17 protein-coding genes are annotated in these 22024 nt (G+C 49.3%); 3 read left to right on the plus strand and 14 right to left on the minus strand.

Going from position 1 to position 22024, the window contains the following annotated elements:
* Window positions 1-11: 11 nt before the first annotated feature.
* From nikC to ACFRAM_RS19455, 8 genes are all read right to left on the minus strand, one after another.
* On the minus strand, window positions 12-908 hold the full coding sequence (nikC, locus tag ACFRAM_RS19420; RefSeq protein ID WP_175373911.1) for a nickel transporter permease: 897 nt from the start codon (window positions 906-908) through the stop codon (window positions 12-14).
* A gap of 10 nt (window positions 909-918) precedes the next feature.
* The gene (locus ACFRAM_RS19425; protein WP_379467260.1) at window positions 919-1923 is read right to left on the minus strand and encodes an ABC transporter permease; all 1005 of its coding nucleotides are present in this window, start codon (window positions 1921-1923) and stop codon (window positions 919-921) included.
* A 69-nt stretch (window positions 1924-1992) separates the two neighbouring features.
* Window positions 1993-3660 (minus strand): ABC transporter substrate-binding protein, encoded by a 1668-nt coding sequence (locus ACFRAM_RS19430; protein WP_379467261.1) that lies wholly within the window; start codon window positions 3658-3660, stop codon window positions 1993-1995.
* A 104-nt stretch (window positions 3661-3764) separates the two neighbouring features.
* A complete protein-coding gene (locus ACFRAM_RS19435) occupies window positions 3765-4757 on the minus strand; it encodes an ABC transporter ATP-binding protein (RefSeq protein WP_066377275.1) in 993 nt (330 codons plus the stop codon).
* Window positions 4754-5743, minus strand: coding sequence for an ABC transporter ATP-binding protein (locus ACFRAM_RS19440; protein ID WP_379467262.1), 990 nt, complete (start codon window positions 5741-5743; stop codon window positions 4754-4756). Before ACFRAM_RS19440 ends, ACFRAM_RS19435 begins: the two co-directional genes overlap by 4 nt.
* A gap of 249 nt (window positions 5744-5992) precedes the next feature.
* Window positions 5993-6958 carry a helix-turn-helix transcriptional regulator gene (locus ACFRAM_RS19445; protein ID WP_379467263.1) on the minus strand — a complete coding sequence of 322 codons (966 nt, stop codon included), beginning with the start codon at window positions 6956-6958 and terminating at the stop codon, window positions 5993-5995.
* A 219-nt stretch (window positions 6959-7177) separates the two neighbouring features.
* Window positions 7178-7870 (minus strand): hypothetical protein, encoded by a 693-nt coding sequence (locus tag ACFRAM_RS19450; protein ID WP_379467264.1) that lies wholly within the window; start codon window positions 7868-7870, stop codon window positions 7178-7180.
* A gap of 192 nt (window positions 7871-8062) precedes the next feature.
* Entirely contained in the window at window positions 8063-8746 is a 684-nt protein-coding gene (locus ACFRAM_RS19455) for a M50 family metallopeptidase (protein WP_379467403.1), read from the minus strand.
* Window positions 8747-8944: 198 nt separating this feature from the next.
* On the opposite strand from ACFRAM_RS19455, the gene ACFRAM_RS19460 reads away from it, so the two are divergent.
* Both ACFRAM_RS19460 and ACFRAM_RS19465 read left to right on the plus strand, forming a co-directional pair.
* Complete coding sequence (locus ACFRAM_RS19460; protein WP_379467265.1) at window positions 8945-9412, plus strand: coiled-coil domain-containing protein; 468 nt, start codon at window positions 8945-8947, stop codon at window positions 9410-9412.
* A gap of 101 nt (window positions 9413-9513) precedes the next feature.
* Window positions 9514-10170: an AIM24 family protein gene (locus ACFRAM_RS19465; RefSeq protein WP_379467405.1), complete on the plus strand. Its 657-nt coding sequence runs from the start codon at window positions 9514-9516 to the stop codon at window positions 10168-10170.
* 52 nt (window positions 10171-10222) lie between these two features.
* Here the strand turns inward: ACFRAM_RS19465 and ACFRAM_RS19470 are convergent, their stop codons facing one another.
* From ACFRAM_RS19470 to ACFRAM_RS19495, 6 genes are all read right to left on the minus strand, one after another.
* The gene (locus tag ACFRAM_RS19470) at window positions 10223-11137 is read right to left on the minus strand and encodes a methyl-accepting chemotaxis protein (RefSeq protein ID WP_379467266.1); all 915 of its coding nucleotides are present in this window, start codon (window positions 11135-11137) and stop codon (window positions 10223-10225) included.
* Window positions 11138-11197: 60 nt separating this feature from the next.
* Window positions 11198-13651, minus strand: coding sequence for an EAL domain-containing protein (locus ACFRAM_RS19475; RefSeq protein ID WP_379467267.1), 2454 nt, complete (start codon window positions 13649-13651; stop codon window positions 11198-11200).
* 130 nt (window positions 13652-13781) lie between these two features.
* Complete coding sequence (locus tag ACFRAM_RS19480) at window positions 13782-14921, minus strand: response regulator (RefSeq protein WP_379467268.1); 1140 nt, start codon at window positions 14919-14921, stop codon at window positions 13782-13784.
* Window positions 14899-17988, minus strand: a complete 3090-nt coding sequence (locus ACFRAM_RS19485) for a histidine kinase (RefSeq protein WP_379467269.1) — start codon at window positions 17986-17988, stop codon at window positions 14899-14901. Before ACFRAM_RS19485 ends, ACFRAM_RS19480 begins: the two co-directional genes overlap by 23 nt.
* Window positions 17989-18223: 235 nt before the next feature.
* The gene (locus ACFRAM_RS19490; RefSeq protein ID WP_379467270.1) at window positions 18224-18679 is read right to left on the minus strand and encodes a Dps family protein; all 456 of its coding nucleotides are present in this window, start codon (window positions 18677-18679) and stop codon (window positions 18224-18226) included.
* Between the two features lie 241 nt (window positions 18680-18920).
* Window positions 18921-20393: a potassium/proton antiporter gene (locus tag ACFRAM_RS19495; RefSeq protein WP_379467408.1), complete on the minus strand. Its 1473-nt coding sequence runs from the start codon at window positions 20391-20393 to the stop codon at window positions 18921-18923.
* Window positions 20394-20586: 193 nt separating this feature from the next.
* Between ACFRAM_RS19495 and ACFRAM_RS19500 the strand changes: the two genes are divergently transcribed.
* Window positions 20587-21693: a GNAT family N-acetyltransferase gene (locus ACFRAM_RS19500; RefSeq protein WP_379467271.1), complete on the plus strand. Its 1107-nt coding sequence runs from the start codon at window positions 20587-20589 to the stop codon at window positions 21691-21693.
* The last annotated feature ends 331 nt before the right edge of the window (window positions 21694-22024 follow it).

Consider the following 22024-nt stretch of genomic DNA (forward strand, 5'->3'; position numbering starts at 1 on the left):
TGCTTCATGGTTTATTTTTTCATTCTGGGGTCCAGCACATCACGCAGGCCGTCACCTATAAGATTGAAGCCCAGCACAGTCAGCATAATGGACAGACCCGGAAAAATGACTGTCCACGGCGCTTTCTGAATAAACTGCCGAGAGTCGGAAAGTATCTTCCCCCACTCCGGATCAGGTGGTTGGGCACCTAGACCCAGAAAACCAAGTGCGGCGGCTTCAATAATCGCATGTGCGATACCGAGTGTACCCTGCACGATAATCGGCGTTAGACTGTTCGGCAAGATATGGGTGATCAGAATGCGGCTATCCTTCATGCCTATCGCCCGAGCTGCGGTGATATACTCTTCCGTTCTCAGACTGAGCACTTTGGCTCTCACCAATCTCCCATAGGTTGGAATGTTGACGATGGCGATGGCATATAACGCATTTTGTAAGGAAGGGCCCAGAATCGCCACAATGGCAATAGCGAGCAGAATGCTAGGAAACGCCAGCAGAATATCAAACATACGGGAAATCAACATATCGATCCATTTTCCGTAAAAACCTGCGAGCACTCCCAGGATGGTTCCGGCAATCATGGAGCCGATGACGGAAAAAAAACCAACCCATAAGGAAATCCGCGCTCCATAGATCAATCGGCTGAACAGATCCCGGCCGAGATCGTCGGTACCAAGCCAATGTTGGGCCGAAGGTGGCTTCAGACGGTTCACCAGTTCCTGCTCCTTGTAGTCATAGGGCGCAATCCACGGCGCCAAGAGCGCAATCATTACGAAGAATAGGATGATCCCCAGTCCCAGCATCGCCGTCTTGTTCTTACGGAAGGCCCGCCACGCATCGCGCCAGGGGCCGGATGCCTCCTTAGCGGGAACATTACTGGGAGACGTTGCATGGATTGTTGGCTGTGACATAGATTCACCCTCACTTGTAATTAATGCGCGGATCAATAACGGCGTATAGCAGATCGACCAGCAGATTAATGATTACGAAAATAAAAGCAATCACCAGAATCCCCGTCTGGATGACAGGATAGTCGCGTGAACTGATGGCTTCAAAGATGTAGCGCCCTACACCCGGCCAGGCAAAAATGGTTTCGGTGAGCACCGCACCGCCCAGCAGTGCGCCTGTCTGCAAGCCGATTACGGTCAGTACAGGAATAAGGGCATTCTTCAGTGCATGCTTGTACACGACCAGAAACTGCGACATGCCTTTCGCCTTGGCTGTGCGGATATAATCGGAATTCATAACCTCAAGCATGCTGGAACGGGTCATCCGGGCAATAATTGCCATCGGAATCGTTCCGAGTGCCATACTTGGCAGAATCAAATGCTTGATGACGGTCCATAGCTGGTCCCAGCGTCCTGCCAGGATCGTATCGATGACATAGAGATTGGTGATGCTATCCACCGGATTACGCTGGTCCATCCGCCCAATCGAAGGAAGCCATTGGAGCTTCAGGGCGAATATTAATTGTTCCATGAGTCCTAGCCAGAAGATGGGCATGGATACCCCGATGAGCGCAATAATCATGGCACTATAATCAAACCACGAGTTCTGTCGCCAAGCACTAAGGATCCCCGCATTCACACCCACCAGGGTAGCAAACAGCATACTGGCTACCGTTAATTCCAGCGTTGCGGCCAGATAGGGCAGAATCTCCTTCGCAATCGGCATTTTTGTGCGGATCGAGGTACCGAAATCTCCCTTCACCAAATCTCCCATGTAATTCAAATACTGCTGAAACCAGGGCTTATCGAGACCGAGTTGATCACGCAGCGCCTGCTTGGACTGTTCCGTAGCCTTTTGACCGAGAATCGTCTCGGCCGGATCACCGGGAATAGCATGAATAATAGAGAATACAATAATCGTCATGCCAATCAATACAGGAATTAAAACCATGACTCTTTTTAATAGGTAGGCATTCAAAGTCGGCTCACCTTCCAAAGGTGTAATGGTACTCTAACGACGGTTAAAACCATGCACAGCTTAACACAGCTATTCGAAGTACACTTCGCTGTAATATTCCGTGCCTGTCGGACCCGGTACAAATCCCTTCAGATTAGCTTTGCCGGCCAGAAGCGGCGTCGTGTGCACCAATGGAACCCACGGAGCATCGGCTTTGATAATTTCCTGTGCCTTCTTATACAAGTCAGAGCGCTTGTCCTGATCTGTTTCCTTCTGAGCGCCAACTAGCAGGGTATGCAGTTCTTCATTGACATAGAAGGTCCGGTTATTGCTTGGAATAGCATCTTTGTCTAGCAAAGTATAGATGAAATTATCTGGGTCGCCGTTGTCGCCGGTCCAGCCGAGCATGTAGATATCATCTTTTTCGCCCGCCTTGGTATCGTCCAGATACGTAGCCCATTCTGGCGATTCAATCACAGTTTTCACACCGATCTTCTCCCAATCCGCCTGGATGGCTTCTGCCACCTTCTTGCCATCAGGCATATAAGGACGAGGCACAGGCATAGCGTACAAGGTTACAGGGTCGGGCAGACCATTTGGATACCCGGCTTCTGCAAGCAGTGACTTCGCTTTGTCCAGATCAAATTCATAATCCTTCACGCTGTCATTATAGCCCCACAGTGAAGGCGGCATTGGATTGACGGCCGGCTTAGCCTGACCAGAGAAGAATGCATCAATAATGGCTTGTTTGTTCACCGCATGGTTCAGCGCTTGTCTAACTTTCACATTATCAAATGGCTTCTTCTTGAAGTTAAAGCCTAGATAAGAAACGTTAAACGGCGGACGTTCAATCTTTTGCAGATTACTGTTGCTCTCCAGCGTGGACAGATCATCCGGACTTAAGTCTTCCATCAGATCGATCTCTCCGTTCTGCAAAGCAGTGAAGCGGGCCGAGTTGTCCGGTATGGAACGCACAATGACTTTGTTCAGCTTCGGCAATCCCGATTTCCAATAGGCGGCATTCTTCTCCAAGGTAATGGAATCATTGCGTTTCCATTCCTTGAAAACAAACGGACCCGTGCCGACCGGTTCATTCTTGAAGTTCGCCTTCTTCTCCTTAATCGCTGTAGGGCTGGCAATCCCAAAGGAAGTCATCGCGATGTTCTGCAGGAAAGGCGCCTGCGGCTGGTTCAGAATAATTTGCACCGTGCCGTCATCCACTGCCTTAACTTCTTTAATGACACGGCTGCCCTCAGGACCGAACATCGAATCATAATAATCGAACGAGTCGCCCTCGAATTTGAATTCACTCTTCGGATCATTCCAGCGATCGAAGTTAAACACGACAGCATCGGCATTAAGATCGGTGCCGTCATGGAACTTCACCCCAGGATGCAGCTTGAAAGTATAGGTCAAGCCATCAGGAGTCACTTCCCAGCTGTCGGCGAGAGAAGCCTGCACTTCGGAAGTACCCGGCTTATATTCCAGCAAAGAGTCGAATACCTGATGGGAAATCTTCAGGGACTCGCCATCTGTGACAATTGCCGGATCAAGTGAAGCAGAATCTCCGCCTCGTCCCAGAATTAACGTATCCTGAACCTCTTTGGGCTTGTCCGTGGCATCTACAGGGGCATTGGTTGCCGCTGCGTTGCCTCCAGAATTGCCATCCTTACCTGCATTGTTGCTACCTCCGCAGCCGCTCAGCGTGAACGCCAGACTAAGCGTTAAAACCAGTACAAGACTACCCCATTTCTTCATCTCATCGAAAACTCCCTTCTGCTATTGAAAGTATTAAAGTGTTTATATAGAGCTGTGCCAAAGCGCAGCCATAAACCGGTATCTATTCTTTCTAAGCTGTCAGATTAAGCGAGCTGTGAATGGGTTGTTCCGTCATGCAAATGACAGGCGGTGAAATGGGCGGAGCCCGTCTCCAGCAGTGGTGGCCGTTCCTTACGGCAGACCTCCATCACCTGGGGACAACGGGTATGAAAAGAGCAGCCGACCGGCGCATTAGCCGGGCTTGGCACCTCGCCCTGGAGAACGATTCGCTGCTTGCGGATATCAGGATCAGGTTCGGGAACAGCAGATAACAAAGCCTTGGTGTAGGGATGCTGAGGGTGGGAGTATAACGAGTGTTTGTCCGTAATTTCAATAATTCTGCCCAGATACATAACGGCAACCCGGTCGCAGATATGCTTGACGACACTAAGATCGTGGGCAATAAAAAGATACGTCAATCCAAATTCGCGCTGTAAATCCTGCATAAGATTAATGACCTGGGACTGTATGGATACATCCAGCGCGGAGACCGGCTCATCGGCCACAATCAGCTTGGGCTGAAGGGCAAGTGCCCGAGCAATACCGATCCGCTGTCGCTGCCCGCCAGAGAACTGATGCGGATACCGTTGCAATTGGCTTTTTGCCAGTCCCACCACATCAGCGAGCTTGTCCACGGCGGCACGACGTTCTCTGGCATTCCCGGTACGGTGCACAATCATGGGCTCCTCTAGAATCCGCTCTACGGTGTGCCGAGGATCAAGCGACGAGAACGGGTCTTGGAACACCATCTGCATCTCGCGGCGCTGCTTGCGCATTTCTCCAACAGAGAGCTTCGTAATGTCCCGGCCTTCAAAAAGAATCTCCCCCGCCGTCGGCTCCATTAACCGCAGCAGCGACCGGCCTGCAGTCGATTTGCCGCAGCCACTTTCCCCCACGAGCCCGAAGGTCTCTCCTCTTCGGATCGCAAAAGAAATATCATCGACCGCCTTCACGAACCCCGCTGTAGAATTAAGAAATCCTTTTTGCACCGGATAGTATTTCTTCAGTCCTTTGACCTCCAGCAGATTTCCGCTCATACCGCATCCTCCTGACTTCTTTCATGCAGCCAACAGCGGCAGCTGTGCTGTTCTTCCTGTAGAGTGAGCTGCGGAAGCGATTCATGACATATCTCCATGGCCTCCGCACATCGCGGTGCGAACCGGCAGCCCTGCATTTCTGTGCTAAGTACAGGCACATTGCCCGGAATGGAGTACAGACGCTCACGGGTCTCGTCCATTCTCGGTACGGATTGAATCAAGCCACGTGTATAGGGATGCAGTGGGTGTTTAAAGATATCATGCACACTGCCCTCCTCTACTACTTTGCCTGCATACATAACGGCCACACGATGGCACATCTCCGCAACTACACCCAAATCATGGGTGATCATCATGACAGCCGTTCCCTGCTCTTCATTCAGCCTGCGGATCAAGTCCAGAATCTGGGCCTGGATCGTCACATCAAGCGCGGTGGTAGGCTCATCAGCAATCAGCAGCTCCGGATTGCAGGAGATTGACATTGCGATCATGACTCTTTGGCGCATACCGCCCGACAATTGATGGGGGTATTCATCAATAATGGACTCCGGTCTTGGAATACCGACTTTACGCAGCATATCCACGGCGTGATCCCGTGCTTGTCTTTTGGACATACCCCGGTGCAGGCGCACAGTCTCAATGATTTGCTGCCCGACGGTAAACAGTGGATTAAGCGAGGTCATCGGCTCCTGAAAGATCATCGAAACCGCATCTCCGCGAATCTTGCGCATCTCCTTTTCCTTGAGCGTTACAAGATCCTGGCCTTTCAGAAAGATCCGGCCTTCTACAATCCGGCCAGGGGGACTGGGAACCAGCCTCAGCACGGACAGCGAGGTTACGCTTTTGCCACAGCCGGATTCTCCAACTACACCCAGCACCTCGCCAGGATTAATGTAAAGATCAACACCATCAACAGCCGGAATTTCTCCGCGATCAGTAAAAAAATGGGTATGCAAATTCTCAATTTTTAAAATGGGTTCAGACAAAGAATGATACCTCTCTTCTGTTTAAAAATTGAACAAAGGTCAAATAAGGGTGAACAAAATAACGGAGAATTGGGAAGTTTAAGTAACCTGTAGTTAACATATCGCGGGAGAATAAGGCCTTAAGAAGTAATTATATCTAATTAATGTATAACATTACTATATAAATCCAAGGTATACAAGAAAAATTTGTTATATAAAATTACCTTATAAGGTTAGTCAGAATACATTTTGTGCAAAAAAAAGACTGCGCTATTTATACAGCGACAGTCCTTTCTCTAATTGATGCCGCATGACTTCACGGTAATATGATGGCTCCACAAGTTCAGCTTCTTCTCCAAATTCGAGGATCCAGCGTACGAATGTGATTTCCTGATCCACAGACACTTTAAACTGGAAAAAACGATTCTCACGATCCATCCTGGCCGGCTTCATCAACATCCCCTCTTTCCTGATCCGCTCCATGGACCATTCAGAGAACTTAATTTTAAATTCGACCTGCAGACTATCCTTATCCAGCTCCCATTTATGTTTCATAAAAGCCTGCAGATCAAAATTATCTTTGGAGAATCCGTACTTGAGGGGTTTAACATTAGAGAGTCCATTCGTATGAAAAGTACGCATTACACCGAAGCGGTGACAATAACCGATTAAATAAAATCTATTCTCCAGCGGTATAAGATAATAGGGATCAATAGCGATCCCCTTCTCTTCATGCGAATTCTCGCTATAATCGACTTGGATGCTTTTCTGCTTCAACATGGCGACGAACACCTCGATCAAAAATGCAGGATGTTCCGGTTGCATACTACCTCTTTCCATCCAGGCGGTGCCCGCCTCTCTTCCCACGATTTCCATCTTCTCTTCTTTGTCAGCTCTATGCTTATATTCAGCCGCCATTACCTTCTCATAGGCACTCTCAAAGCCCGAAGGCAATAACGGTTTAATGTCATCCATTAGGTTGCGAAGCTGGGCAAATGCCATCGCTTCTTCATCTGACCAGTCCAAGGGGTACAACGCAAAATTCCCGATAAAGGCATAACCTTTCCCATGACCCAAATGGGTGATCGGAATATGCATAGCACTAAGGGCATCCATATCCCGGTAAATCGTCCTTTCACTGTTGCCGCATCGCTCGGCTAGTTCCCGGGCCAGAATACCCGGTTTGGCCTGAACCAGCGTAATAATGCGCATCAGCCGGATTAATCGGTCTGTCATATTCAGTTCTCCTTGATTCATGGTAAAATAGACCCATTATTTTTGAATTAATTAGTCGTATATATCTAAAAACCAAGGAAGTAATAACCGAGATTAGGAAAATATAATAGAACTATTTTACTATTTTACCGCAATTATATATCACATTCCCGGTTTCTTGTTCTTGAAAATATGAAAAATAAGGCTATTTATGTATAAAGTATTTTTCGCATATATGCATTATCTATGTTCAGTACCGGCCGCTTTTTCCTTCGCCTGCAGCTCTCTGTCACTCTGTTTGTACAACGCTTCCGCTTCCCTCAGCAGAGACAAATCACCGGATCTTGCGGACAATAGCAGCAAATTATCAGCATGACGGCGAAGGCGCTCTGCAGCCTCGATGTACTGCCCCTTGTCCTTTAGCAGCGCGATTTCGTCAAGCATGATAGGGATTTTCAACAATTCCAGGTGCTTCTCTACATGAAAGCAGACGGTGTCTCTGGCAACAGCTGTATGACGGCTATATTCCAGGCTTAATTTCTGCAAGGGCAGTTCGCGTATTCGCCCTCCTGGCGGCTGTTTGTAAAGCCACTGCACCCATAAGGCATCATGTTTACCGGCTGGCATAGAGCTGGTTGAAAATTCCAGCGCCAGATACTTGTGCTGTCCGCAAAGAATATTTCCCAGGTTTAGCAGCAGTGAACGTCCTTCTCCTGCTTCTGCCCTGCAGCCATGGCATGCGGTGAGGTTCAGGTGGGGTTCAAGCCATATTCGCAGTTCGATGTCACGTGCGGCTATTTTATGGCTTCGTTTACGAAGTTGATCTACTTTTACAATACCTCTCCATTCCACCAGCAAAACAATATTATGGATCCCACCTGCAAAAATATGTTCTTGACTCCAAGTAAATATCGGCTGAATACTTGCTTGCATATTTCCACCTCTTTCTTTTTTTGGTTCTTCTATTAATGTACCAATAATGGCGGACAACTCCTTGTCATGGAATATATGTTCGGGGTTATAAAATCGACAAAAAAAGAGCCAACTCCGTCAAATAGACCAGGTTGCCCCTTAAAAGTGAAAATTCAAATGTCGATATATGTAGAAAAATATCCATCCCTACCGCTAACCTTTTCTGCCTGTACGCATCCGCTGGGCTTTAAAGAAAAATTCCAAGGCCCACTTTGCGCACAGCAGGGAGAACAGAAAGAACAGCGCCGCCCAGAAAAGCGACGGAACTCCCGTTAGCCTTGCCAGATTGCCAGCATCACCAGCGCGGGACGGTGAAGTCACCGAAGCGGTTACCAGATAAAGAGTCCCCGTCACGGACTCCTCCAGAGTAAGGAACGCCAGCAGCAGATAGTAATACTTGCTGACTCTGTCCCAGAAGAATAGCATAACGATGTTCAAGGCGATAAATCCGCCCAGCCACAGCATTCCGAAGCTGCTCCGGACGTACAACAGCAGCATAATTATCGCTATACCGGTGGTCAAGCCCAGACCGAAGCGTATCTTTCCTTTTCCATAGAGAAAGAACAGCAGCAGCGCAAACAAAGACGCCAGCGGGTACCCCGCCAATGCCACTCCAATCGCCCGTCCTCCCGCCTGGATTGCAGAATAGGTTACTCCACTATGATCGGCATACAACTCAATGCGTAGCACCTTGCCCGATAAGAGCAGCGTGACCAGCGCATGGCCGAATTCATGAATCATCGTGTCCAGGTTACGGAACAGAGACGAGAACGGAATGAACCGTGTCAAGAATGCCGATCCGGCCAAGATTAGCAGTGTTTTCACCCATTTATTCATCATGCACCTCCTCTTCCCGTCACAGTATACGATAAACCCCTGCTGTTCTCAATGAAGGATGCTCAGCCAGGAAACGCTTGTCTTCTCTGTACGTATTATCGTTTAAAACGCCTGCCGCTCCCTGCTGTAAACTGTCGAACACTGTAATGCTATGGTAAAATAAAAGAAGAATAAGCCTATTCAGGTGGTGATGCAATCATGAGAAAAAAGATAACACCCCAAAGATTTAGACTATTATGCTCAGCTCTGCTGTTACTCGGAATTCTCATCTCTCTTCCGGCTCCTTCAGCACAAGCTAATTATTTCAGCGATCTATATAATGGATTCCAGAAGTTCTCCGAGCTTCCCGGAGAGGTCAATAAGCTGCAGGAAAGCTACCGTCAGACGGTGGAAGAGCTCGAACGAACCAAAAACGAACTCGGCGAAGCCAAGGATCAGCTGGGAGCAACCGTATCACAGAATGCCGCCCTCCAGGAGCAGAACCGTCAGCTAAGCCAAATGGTCAATGAGTTAAGGGATGACCGCCAGGCACGCGACAACAACTTTAACCGAATTAAGGTTACTATCATTACAGGACTGTGCCTGATCCTGGGCTATTTCCTGCTAATTCGGATGGTTCGCCTAGGGATGCGAAGCCGTTCCAGAAGAAATGACCGCCTCAGGTAAAGCAGAAATGAAGAGTATGTGAATAATGACTCAGAAGCAAGGGGGAAGACCCGTTGAATATTGATGTTCAGGATGAAGGCAACAACACCAGCGGACAAGCCCTGTCCTTCTCCGTCGGTGAGAATGAAACGGTACATGTGCTACACCCACAGCAGATCATAGCTTATCAAGGGCCCTCGTCTGGCCGTGCGGACCGGCTAATGGATGTGAAAGGGATCTATCGCAAGCACAAGTTGATCCGTTCCGATATGACCGGCCCCTGCCGCTTCGTAGCGGCACTGCCCCCAGGCTACCGGGTTAAGACGCTCGAACTGGAAGGTAATAATGATCTGCTCTACGATTTCAGACACCTCTTCTACTACAGCGAAGGCATAACTATGCAGACACGTGTGCTCAGCATGAAGAATATGTTTATCACGCGCGACATCGTTAAAATCAAATTCTCTGGCATAGGAAGCATCGGCATTCTAACGGAAGGCACAGTATGTGAAGCTGAGCTGCACCCTTATGACCCTCTGTATGTAGACGCCGGCAGCATTATTGCTTATCCTGAAAACGCCAAGCTGGAGCTTACCGTCTACGGTAATCATCTCGCCAGCCAGCATATGAGCTATCACTGGAAAATGACTGGTCATGGACCCGTGCTATTTCAGGCTGGAGTCCAAAACCGGCGTTTTGAACGTGACAACAACGATGACGGGATTCTTAAGCGTTTCTTGCGGGAAGCCTTGCCATTCGGCGGTGTCTTCATTAAGTAGTCAGGAAGTTGGGGCTATTCATATGCAATTGTGCAGAGCCGGCCATGAGCTCTTAGACGATATGGGTCACATCACCCGCCTTGGAATCCAACTGCTGCGCAGAGGACAGAATGTTACTGAACTCATTCATGGCAACTTCAATCTGCTGCTGGCTCATACTCACGTAATGCTGCACCTCCGTCGTCCCTTTGGAGATCTTCGTTATTTCCCGCGCAATTCCCTCAACACTGTCTCTGATCTCAATGATGGACTCATGGGCCATATTCGACAGTTTCCTCACTTCCTTGGCGACTACATCGAAGCCCCGGCCATATTCTCCGGCATGTGCAGCTTCAATAGCGGCATTCAGTGACAGCAACTGGGTCTGGGAGGCGATGTCACGAATCGTCTGCACCACTCTCTGTATGGAATGTGCTTGTTCCTGTAACCCTGCCAGTGTTGCTGTATTATTGGAGGATACGCCAGCAATAACAGAGATACTATCCAGCAGTTCCTGGCTGCGCTCAATTCCCTGCTCGGCCCGAGTATTCAGGCTGCTGGACATCAGCTTCAGCTCTTCCACAACAGTGGAGATATGATTTTGACGGTTCGTAATATTAGTCGCAATCTTGCATACTCCCAGCATGTGTTCGCCAGCATCATCATAGATTGGCATGTACGTAGCCTCCAGCCAAATAGGATGACCTTTGGCATCTCTACGTTCAATCTTATCTTGGAAGCTTGTGCCCCCAATGATGCTATCCCAGAATTGTTCATAAGCAGGACTGTCACTGAATTCGGAAAAGCACAATTCCCGGTGCAGCATTCCTTGCATTTCCACTGGTGTATATCCCATGGTCTTGGCGAAGATTTCATTTACATACGTCACCCGGCGCTGCAAATCGAACCGGATTATCGCCAAATTAAGCTCCAATGCCCTGATTACATTTTCTTCCTTGATTGAATCCTTCAGATGTTCAATGCTCATTTTCAATCTCTTCCTCCATACCTCAAATCCGAATGATTTGTTAGCCTCTGCGCTGCTCCATTAATTCAGACCCTGCCCGGCTCGGCTCGGGACAAAAAACTGCTGCTCCACATCGATAGCGGATAAAGGACGGCTGTAAAAATACCCCTGAACTTCATTGCAATCCTGTTCGGCCAGGATGTCCAGTTGTGCTCTGGTCTCAATTCCTTCCGCAATAACGTCCATATTTAGCTGCTTTGCCATCGTAATGATCGTGGAGACAATCGCTTTGTCATTTGAATTCACGGCCAAATCCTGAATGAAGGAACGGTCGATCTTCACCTTATGAATCGGGAACATTTTAAGATAGCTGAATGAACTGTAGCCTGTTCCAAAATCATCCAGGCTGATCCGAATGCCATGTTCGGTCAACTGATTCAGAATATCAAAGGATAGCTTCGCATCCATCATCATGCTCTCCGTAATCTCAAGTTCCAGATATTGCGGGGAAAGCCCTGTCTCTGACAGTATTTGCTTGATCTGTTCTACCAAATTGGGCTGATGAAACTGCTGGGAGGACAGGTTTACCGCTACCGGAACAACGGGCCCTCCAGCTTGGTGCCATTCATGCATTTGGCGGCAGGCTTCATACAGCACCTGATTCCCCAGCTCCATAATCAGCCCTGTCTCTTCTGCCAGCGAAATGAATACATCGGGCGACAATAATCCGCGTACGGGATGATTCCACCTCACCAATGCCTCAACGCCGACCATATGGATATCACCTGTCCGAATCTGCGGCTGGTAGTACAGTACAAGTTCCTTGCGCTCCAGCGCTTTTCTCAGATCGGCTTCGAGCTCCATTCGTTCCTGGAGAACAGCGTACAACTCCACGGAATAAAATTGATGGCCGTTTTTCCCATTCTTTTTGACTTCATACATCGCCGTATCAGCATTCTTCAACAGCTGTACGGCATCTTGACCATGCTCCGGGAAGAGCGCGATCCCAATGCTAGCCGTGACGTAAAATTCATTATCCTTCAGGTAGTACGGTTGTCCAATCTCCTGAATGATCTTATCCGCCAAAACTGCGGAGTTCTCCACGTCCGTATCTGGATAAAACAATACTGCGAACTCGTCTCCTCCCATGCGCGCCAGCATCGCCTGATCACTATTTACAATTCGCAGAATCCGGCTGCTGACTTCCTGTAAGAAAAGATCCCCATAGATATGCCCCAGTGAATCATTGATTATCTTGAACCGGTCGATGTCCATAACCATCACGGCGAAGGGCTTCTGATCCTGACTTCGGACTTCTATCATTTCCGATATGGTCTGATTGAACTTGCGCCGGTTGGGCAGACCCGTCAATTCATCATGAAATGCGAGATAAAGATGTTTCTCCTCAGCCCGCTTCTCTTCAGTAATATCGCGCAGGATAATGTAGCTCCCCACTACCTGCTCATCTACAATGACAGGCGCCAGTACGACACTGACATGAATTCTGTCTTGACTACCATGCCTGAGCACAGTCTCGTAACGCACTGCTTCACCATCAATCGTTCGCAGGAAGAGCTCCCGGATACGCTCCTGTTCTTCTTCGACGACCAAAGTCAGGAGCGATGATGCAGGCCTGTGCCTGAATTCCTTCTCCCGGACGCCGGTTATCCGCGCAGCTGCAGGATTGATACCAATAATCTTTCGGTGCAGATCGATGGAGACAATGCCGTCCTGATTGTGTTCATAGAGCGACCTGTACCACTTTTCATTCTCCTGCTTCTCTAGCGCCTGTTTGGAAAAGAGCCTGGAGATGTACAATCCGATCAGCGACAAGCCCAGCGTAAACAAAGTGCCGGCAGCAATGATATAACCTAATTTTGTCTGGTCCAGGATCTGACTGAGGGGCGATAGCATTCGATCCGCAGACGCCTCTGTCTCAAAATGGGCTGCCAGCATCCCGGTATAATGCATACCAGCAATTGCTGCCCCCATGATCAAAGCACTGCCGAACTTCTTTATAAAACTACTCCGTCTACCCTGCTGGACAAAATAAAGGGAAAGCCATAACGCAGTAATGGATGCCACAAACGCAACCAATATAGACAACGCCACATAGCCGATGTTATACGAGATATTGACTTGCATGGCATACATGCCGATGTAATGCATGGCTGAAATCCCGAATGCGAATAACGAGGCTCCCCCGAGCAATTGGCCCATAGACAGCTTTTGCCTCCCCAGAATTAACAAAGCCACGAAGGATGCTACAACTCCCACTGCTACCGAGAGAAGTACAACCGACAGGTCATAATAGACAGGAAACGGCAGGGTCATGGACATCATTCCAACAAAATGCATGGACCAAATCCCCATCCCCATGACAATGGAGCCAAAAAAGTGCCATAGCCAGCGCCTTCTTCCCTTGGTGTTGTTAATCCCCTCCGCCAAATCCAAGACGTTGAATGAAGCGGCAACCGCAATCAGATAAGAAATGGTCACCAGCATGTAATCGTGTGAACTGTGAATATGATTCATCGTTAGGCCTCTTGTTTTCTTAATAATTATCAACATTATAAGGGATCGACTTGAAAGATTTCTGAAATTGTATTCCCATGCCAAATAGACCCGCTTGCCAAACAAGTGGGTCTAAAACCTAATGCATACACTATTCCGTGTCAGCATCTCCCGGCCCTTCCCGTTTCCACGCCTCAAACCACCGCTGCACCTTCGGATGCGGCACCATATCCATATCCCTGCGCAGCATCCCGGCCAGCAGTCCGTACTGGTATTCCACCGAACGCCGCTCCCCAATGAAGTTGTATAGATGCATCAATTCGAAGTAAATGCTCTCTTCATTCGGCAGCACCCGTTGGACTTTAAGATACAGGGACACTGCTTCCTCATGCTGCTGTGCGTCCATATAATAACCTGCTAGCTGACGAATATGCCTTACCCAGAGGACACGCAGTCTTGTCTGCTCCATCTCGGCCCATTCATAAGCATAATCGCCAAAGTAGTCTCCCTTATACAGCGAGGCAATCTGTAAATGAGCAGACAATGTAGATTCATTCAGAGCTGGCGCCATAGCCATCTGCTTTTCCCAAATCTCAATATCCACCACGGCGCCATTCAGTTCCAGCATGTATCCTTCCTCTAGATTGGATATCTGAATATTGATATGCTCGGCCTGCAGTTGCTTGCGAATCTGGTAAATGGCTGTGTAGAGCTGCGTTACACCACGCTTCCAATCGACACCCGGCCACAACCGTTCCAGTAACACTTCCTTACGGACAGGCTTGCCCCTGTTTTGAAGCAAAAAGCAGAACAGTTCCTGAGCCCTGAAGGTTTTCCAGCGTACGGCTGCCGGAGGCTGACCGGCCCGTTCAAACTTCAAGGGACCGAAGCAATGAATTTTAAATACCGGGTCGGTTACAGGAGCTGTACCGGTTGCGGTCGCGGCCAGCCGGGAAATCGTCTTGGCCAACCGTTCAGTCTGGAGCGGCTTCAGGAGATAATCCAAAGAATTCAGCTCGAATGCTTTCACTGCATATTCATCAAAGACCGTGACAAAAACAATGTGCGTATGGGGAAGGTGCTGCAAGATATGCTCGGCTAGATCAATTCCGCTCATCTCGGGCATCTCGATATCCAGAAAAACAACCTCCGGCTGTTCCTGGAGAATATGTTTCAAGGCCTGCTTCGGGCTTCTGAACGTTCCGATAATCTCAATTTCACTTAAACGCTGCAGCTCCTCCGCCAGATGTGTCAGAGCAAGGGGTTCATCATCTATCAATATGGCTCTCATGGATACCCACCTTTTCGACCGGAAGTCGGATTTGAATTTCTGTTCCCTTATCAAGCTCGCTATGGATGAGAAGTCCATATCCGAATAGCTGCTTGAGCCTGCGATCAATATTGCGGATGCCTATGCCCCCTTCTCTGGAGGCTGTATCAAGCAAACTAGCTACCGTTTCCGGGGTCATTCCTATCCCATCATCCTTGATGGAGATCCAAATGTACTCGATGTCACGACTGACTACAATCCAAAGGGTCCCTCCCTTAGACCGGCGCATGATCCCATGCCGCACTGCGTTCTCCACAAGCGGCTGAATCGTCAGCGGCGGAATCCGGAATTGGGTGGATGTGAACAGCTCGATCTCGAAATTTAGCCAATCCTCAAAGCGGACCTTCTCAATATGAAGATAAGATTGAACAAGCTTCAATTCACGCTCAAAGGGCGTCAGCGGCTGAGAACTGTCAAACCGGAAACTTTCCCGCAAATAATGTCCTAATTCGGCCAGCAGCTGATTCATCTGCTCCGGTCTGCGCTTGCTCAGCGCAGCGATAGAGTTTAGGGTGTTAAACAGAAAATGCGGCTTGATCTGCGCCTGCAGGAAACCCAGCTCCATCCGGATCCGTTCAGTCACCGAGCGTTTCATCTGTACAAGAGTGCGGACACGGACACGCAGCTCGGAGGCCTCAAGCGGTTTTTTCAAAAAATCGTTAGCTCCCGCCAGGCCCGCTTCTATTGCTTGGTCCGCATGCCCCGGGGAAGTCAACAGGAGAATCGGTAGTTCGAACAATGTGTATTGCTCACGAATGGCACGACAGATCATAGATCCCGAGGTGCCCGGTAAAGTACGGTTAACGATTACCAAATCTGCCTTGGACAACTCGTGGAACCGGGCCCTCAACTGCTCGGGGTCTCTTATTACGGTAATCCGGTGTTGATCCTGTGCAAGGATAGCACGTACAAGTCTCAAATTCAGCACATCATCATCGATCACAAAAATGCTGCCTTCAGAGAAATCCATCTCGCTATCCCGATCCTTCTTATGAACGTCCCAAGGACTGTCCATCATAACGGCGTCGTCCTTAGATTGAAGCGTAGGCAGGCCAGTGATTAACATATCAACCTCATTCCTCCCCACCAACGGGAACGTGACGATGAACGTGATCTCCTGGTCAAATTCTGTAACAATCCTTGACGTCCCCTTATGTAAGTCAACAAGTCTTTTAATCAGAAACAGACCGAGGCCGTCATTACTCTGCATGAAATTAGCATCCGCCGCCTGGCTCCATATCTCCCTAACCAAGGATTGTTCTACAGAGGTGATGCCTTTGCCGTGCAGATGTATACGCATTTCGGTAAATTCCTCGCTGGAAGTCCCATCAACGGTAATGGAACCCTCCATAATAAGCTTGATTCCCTGCTGAAGAAATCCCGTCAAAATCTGATACAGCCGCTGTTCATCGGCAATCAGCGGAGACATCGTCTTCTCAATACGATTGTTCATCGTAATTGAATCGTTATAGATCATGTAGCGGGTGCGTTCCATAACCTCATCCATCACTGCGTACAAATCCACTGGACGAAGATGTAGTCTGATCTCCTGCTCCTGCAGGCGGGAGAAATCCAGTAGATCGTCAACCAGCCGCCGCATCGTCCACCCAACTGATGTTACAAGCTGCAAATCCGCCCGTTGTTCCGGGGTCAGCCGTTCATCGGAATGCAATCTGGCATCGGCGATACTGATGACCGCATTCAGCGGTATCATCATCTGTTCTGATACACTCGCAGTGAATTCATTCTTTAACCGTTCCACCCGCTTGATCCCGGAGGTCAGCACCTTTAGCTTGCGATAGGCCAGCAGAAATTGATGCATAAACATCAGAATGAAAAAGCTTGTGAACAGGAGAATCTGCAGGAAATACCAGACACCAATATGATTAACACCAATCTGCACCAGCATGTTGGAAAAACAATGCGCAGCAAATAGAAAAAACGACAAGAATTTATACATACTATATCGATCTTCATTCTTCATTCCGCGCAAAAGGATAAATAGAACATAACCAAAAACGGCTATCGTTTCCAAAATTAGCACCGGAATAAGCCGGGTTAACACCGATAGCGGAAGCCCCAGCATCAGACCAATAAACAGGACATTAAAGATAATAATCCCACGTTTAACCCACTGGCTTGTCCGCATGCTTTCCTGACTGTACACGAACATAAACATCCAGAAGGTGATGCTAAAGATAGACAGCCAATAGAGTATCAATATCATGCGGAATGAAATTCCCGGCCAGATCGTAAATATCCATCTCGTCCCTTGGAACACGATTGGGAATATTAGACTCAGGAAAAACAGAGAAATATAGATCCATCCATTCCGCGGGGCTTGAAAGTGCATAAATCCGAAGAAAAAACTTAGAAAACCAAAGATAACGACTATACCGAATTCCAAAGCGGCGTCTCGCTGCTCTCCCTTATACAAGGAATCTAGCGTCCCCATCTGAAAGGGCAGAATAATTCCCCCACTGAATGAAAAATCATAGTTAGCCACCTGGACGTACAAATCCAGAATGCCACCTTTAAATTCAGTATGTGTTATGTAAGGTTTGACACCGGACTTGTAGCCTTTTATCTCTGAAGAAACAATTCCCTGCGAGCCAATCTCCCGTCCATCTATGAACAAACGATGGGATGCACGGATAAGCGGAACCCGAAAACCAATCTCATTCTCGCCATCTTCCAGCAGTACCTGCAGCCGGTACGTGCCATATCCCAGTGCGTTCTTATGAAAAATAGGGTCGACGGCTTTCCTCCAGTTTCCAGGTACCTGAATGAAGTGCATATTAGAGTCTGTCGTCTCTTTCTCTGCTCCGGTTAAGAGCTGTCCAGGGTAGAACATCCACTCTCCCAACAGGGCAGTACTTGCACTGTTCAGACCTTTCCCTGACCGCAAATCCAATACGCCCTTTCGGGCCACCAGCTGATCTGTGGGCTGGAGACAAGATAAAATAATCAACCCAAAAAACAACGCAACAACACCCACTATAAACCATCTATATTTTGCACGACTCAATAGGCTAACCCCATCTAGTAAAATATATTTATCGTATGTTTGCGTACTTATGAAAGTATCGTAACACAAATAAAGAGCCTGTTCATTAACAGACTGCGCCATAATATACTGCCAACGCTCTCGAAGCGCTATTCAGAATAGGTTCTTTACTTACTTGTACACAACAAAAAGGCGCCCATGCGCATAAACCTCCGCAGGGCGCTTACTTGTTCACATAGGAATTACAGCAACAGTCTTAGCCAAGATAAGCGTTCAGCATCCATGCATGCTTCTCTACACTGCTTCTGATACCAATAAGCAGGTCCGCTGTAGGCTGGTCGCCAAGTTCTTCCGCAGCACTAATCGCTTCCTTGGTCTCTTCGGCGATGGAAGCAAAGTCCTTAACCAGCTCTGCTACCATATCATGGGCATTCTCTCCGCCTCGTGCTTCATCCAATCCGGAGAGGGCCAGATATTGCTTCATCGTCGAGGCAGGTTGTCCACCAATGGCTAACAAGCGTTCTGCCAATTCATCCACATATCCGGCTGCCTCATTGTAGAACTCCTCAAACTTCTCATGCAGAGTGAAGAAATGCGGTCCGCTCACATACCAATGATAATGATGCAGCTTCACACCAAGCAGGGTCCAGTTGGCGGTCTGGCGGTTCAACGCAGCTTGCAGTTCCGTTTGATTCTTCAATTGTGTGCTCATTAGTAAAACCTCCTAAAGTTAATTATTATACTTAGACTCGTTCTAAATCTATATTTAATTTAACACATCTTTAATGCTTTTGCAATCTATTCTCCTAGCTAGCACCAAACGTAGCATAACCACTTATTCATCGCATATTATTTGCGTCACACTAAAGAAAAATTCTTCCATTTTCAAAGCAAATTGGCACTCCACCGATTGACCCCTCGTCGTGGATGAAAGCCGGGAGCAGCAGTCCAAGCTATACCGTATGCTCCCTTGCTGCCTTTCTCGGACCACACCGGAAAAGAGCTCGCATCTCCTCCCGCTTGGCCTTCGGACTGAGCACATATACCGTATCACCGGGTTGGATCGTCGTGTTGCCATGCGGGGTCACGATGTTCTTGTCACGAATAATCGCCGTAAACAGAATATCCTCCGGCAGTCCCATATCGGCGATCTGCTTGCCGGCAATAGGCATCAGTGAGTCGATCCCGATGTGATTGAACTCGCAATCCGTTCTTCCTAAAGCCACCAGTTCCATAAGTGAAGGCTGTGTGTTATCGTCCTGCCCGATCAGCTTCAACCTTGAAGCCAGTGGAGAAATCGTCGTCCCCTGTATAACTGCTGAGGTCAGCACAACGAAAAAGACGACATTAAAGAACAAACGGCCATGATCAAGGCCAGCCAGCAGCGGATAGGTGGCGAGCACGATAGGGACAGCCCCGCGGAGACCTGCCCAGGAAATCAGCGTCTTTTCCCGCAGGGAAAACTTAGCGAACATCAGGCTCAGGAAGACCCCAATGGGCCTCGCGACGACCATCAGAATGACGGACAGCAGAATACCCTGCCAGGCGATAGACGACAGCTCCTCCGGGAAAACGAGCAGCCCCAGCAGAATAAACATGGCAATCTGCATCATCCAGGCAAACCCGTGATTGAAATTCATAATGGTCCGGTGATACACCAGATCAGAGTTGCCTAAAGTAAGGCCCATGACATAAACAGCCAGCAAACCACTGCTATGCGTCAACGCCGCCACGCCATAGGTAAGCACGGCAAAGCCAATAGCCAGCACCGGATAGAGCCCGGAGGATTCCAGATTAATCCGATTAATGAGATAGACAGCCAGCTTGCCGAGCAGAATTCCCAGCAGCAGGCCCAGCCCCATTTCCCATATAAAAGAAAATATCAGACTCCACCACGCCGCATTCGGATGCTGAATCCATTCAATCAGTGTCACCGTCAGAAATACGGCCATAGGATCATTGCTGCCTGACTCTGCTTCCAGCGTAGAGGTAAGGCGCTTGTCGATGTTTTTCCCGCCAAGTACCGAAAAAACAGCGGCTGCATCCGTGGAACCTACGATGGCCCCGAACAGCAGGCTTTCCGTCCAGGGAACATTAAGGACAAGTCTGGCAAATACGCCAACTACGCCAGTAGTCACCAGCACACCAATTGTAGATAACGACAAGGCAGGCCAGATCACAGGCCGGATATCCTTTAGACTCGTCTGCATGCCGCCCTCGAATAGTATGACAACTAGGGCAAAAATACCGGCAATCTGTGTCAGTGATGCATTGTTAAAATAAATGAAATGGCTCAGGACCATTCCAGCAGCAATAAAAAGCACAAGCGCTGGCATGCCAAAGCGTGTGGAGAACTTGGTAGACAGCACCCCAATCAGCAGCAGCGCCGCCAGCAACATAATAACTTGATCCGCCAGATGACTCATCGAGATCTTCACACCCCTCCTGTATTAGGCAGGCCGCACGGCTGCGGCTGTGTCTTCCATTATTACCCGCATATCCGTCTACTTGAGACACTTGGTAGTATGGACAAGACTGGATATTAAATCTCACTGTCCTTATACTTTAATTATTAAATTGCACCGATTATTACATTCCATACCAGGGGGCAGACTATAAATGCAACTAAGATTAATCAGAAACAACGAGCTGGATCAAGCCGCGGCACTGGCAGATGCCATTTTTCGAAAAGACGGTGATCTCTCCATGAAGCAGTTATTCCCGGCGATCTTCCAGCCGGGAATCAGCCATTCTTATGGTGCTTTTACCAGTGACGGGACACTGGCGGCGTTCATGGGGCTTGTCCCCTCTGTCATTCAGGCTGAGGAAATGCTTTTGGAGGTCTTCTCCATCGGGGCGGTGTGCACTGCCCCGGCTTATCGGGGAGTCGGCTTAGCCGGCCAGCTGCTCAAGCTGTGCCAGGCCCATGCGGCCAGAGCCGGAGCGTCGCTGATCTTCGTGTCCGGCGACCGCTCCCTGTATGAACGTGCGGGCTGCGTACCCTTCGGAGCAGCCGTGCATGCCGAGCTTACGCAGGACTCGGCACAGGCCCTTGCCGCTGCGTCCGGGGACGCTTGGACGCTGCGGCCGATGCAGCCGGGCGACCTGCCCGCGGTCAACCGGCTGCTCCTGTCCCGGCAGGCCGGACATGTCCACAGTCCGGCCGAGCTGGGTGTGCTGCTGGGGGCCGCGGCGTATGCGGGTGCGCTGGGCTTGCCCCAGCGCACCCTCGTCGCCGAGCGGGACGGCAGCATCGAGGGCTTTGTCGCCGTTGCGGTGGAGCCGGCGGCGGGAGATCGCGCCGGGGCTGCGCTGACGGCGCCGAAGAGTGACGCGCCGAACCAAGGGACGGCGCTGGAATGGGCCGGGCGGCCGGAAGCGGTAGCTGCGCTACTGGCCAAGGCCGCCCTGTGCACGGGCACCAGCAAGCTGCAGGTGCCCGTGCCGTGGCAGGAGCGCAGCCTGCTGTCGCTGCTGCGCGATGCCCGCGCCGCTATGACGGGCGGCGCGAACAGCGGCACGGTCTGCATCGCTGACCGTGGAGCCTTGCTGCGGCAGACCGAGGCGTTCCGGACAAGCCGGAACATCGCCCTCTCCGCCGCAACAGATGACCGCGGGCTGATCTCATTGCTCTTCGATCCCGCCAGCCCGCTTCTCCCGGCTGGAACTCCGGAAGGGGACGCTACGCTGCCCCTTCCTTATATGGAAGGGTTGAACTTTATTTAACCAGAAACAAGGCCACAGGCCACGTTGTCCCTTCATTCAACCCAGCGTGCTAAATACAGCACGGGCGTGATACCAAAAACGAACAAGCCTCCGATCCGCAATCTGCGGATGGAGGCTTATTTGTTTTATTATAATGATATTTAAAACGCATCTAAAAACACAACGTCATTTCGAAAATAGACATCGACATCTAGATAACACGCTCTTTTGTCCTAAGGTATAAAATGAGACCTTGATTTACAAGAATTCCATTCTTTCAGGTGACAAATGCACCGAAAAGCCCGACTTTGCTCCATAGGGCATGGGAATAACGGGAATTATTCCTGTTATT

Source organism: Paenibacillus sp. NPDC056722, assembly GCF_042790635.1.
In the GTDB taxonomy this organism is placed as follows: Bacteria; Bacillota; Bacilli; order Paenibacillales; family Paenibacillaceae; genus Paenibacillus_AQ; species Paenibacillus_AQ agri.

Bases quoted from the DNA above. Each gene is read 5' to 3' on its own strand.
- ACFRAM_RS19430 (WP_379467261.1), bottom strand. From the start codon at position 3,660: ATGAAGAAATGGGGTAGTCTTGTACTGGTTTTAACGCTTAGTCTGGCG.
- ACFRAM_RS19500 (WP_379467271.1), top strand. From the start codon at position 20,587: ATGCAACTAAGATTAATCAGAAACAACGAGCTGGATCAAGCCGCGGCA.
- ACFRAM_RS19490 (WP_379467270.1), bottom strand. From the start codon at position 18,679: ATGAGCACACAATTGAAGAATCAAACGGAACTGCAAGCTGCGTTGAAC.
- ACFRAM_RS19480 (WP_379467268.1), bottom strand. From the start codon at position 14,921: ATGAGAGCCATATTGATAGATGATGAACCCCTTGCTCTGACACATCTG.
- nikC (WP_175373911.1), bottom strand. From the start codon at position 908: ATGTCACAGCCAACAATCCATGCAACGTCTCCCAGTAATGTTCCCGCT.
- ACFRAM_RS19445 (WP_379467263.1), bottom strand. From the start codon at position 6,958: ATGACAGACCGATTAATCCGGCTGATGCGCATTATTACGCTGGTTCAG.
- ACFRAM_RS19450 (WP_379467264.1), bottom strand. From the start codon at position 7,870: ATGCAAGCAAGTATTCAGCCGATATTTACTTGGAGTCAAGAACATATT.
- ACFRAM_RS19460 (WP_379467265.1), top strand. From the start codon at position 8,945: ATGAGAAAAAAGATAACACCCCAAAGATTTAGACTATTATGCTCAGCT.
- ACFRAM_RS19455 (WP_379467403.1), bottom strand. From the start codon at position 8,746: ATGAATAAATGGGTGAAAACACTGCTAATCTTGGCCGGATCGGCATTC.
- ACFRAM_RS19495 (WP_379467408.1), bottom strand. From the start codon at position 20,393: ATGAGTCATCTGGCGGATCAAGTTATTATGTTGCTGGCGGCGCTGCTG.
- ACFRAM_RS19475 (WP_379467267.1), bottom strand. From the start codon at position 13,651: ATGAATCATATTCACAGTTCACACGATTACATGCTGGTGACCATTTCT.
- ACFRAM_RS19470 (WP_379467266.1), bottom strand. From the start codon at position 11,137: ATGAGCATTGAACATCTGAAGGATTCAATCAAGGAAGAAAATGTAATC.
- ACFRAM_RS19435 (WP_066377275.1), bottom strand. From the start codon at position 4,757: ATGAGCGGAAATCTGCTGGAGGTCAAAGGACTGAAGAAATACTATCCG.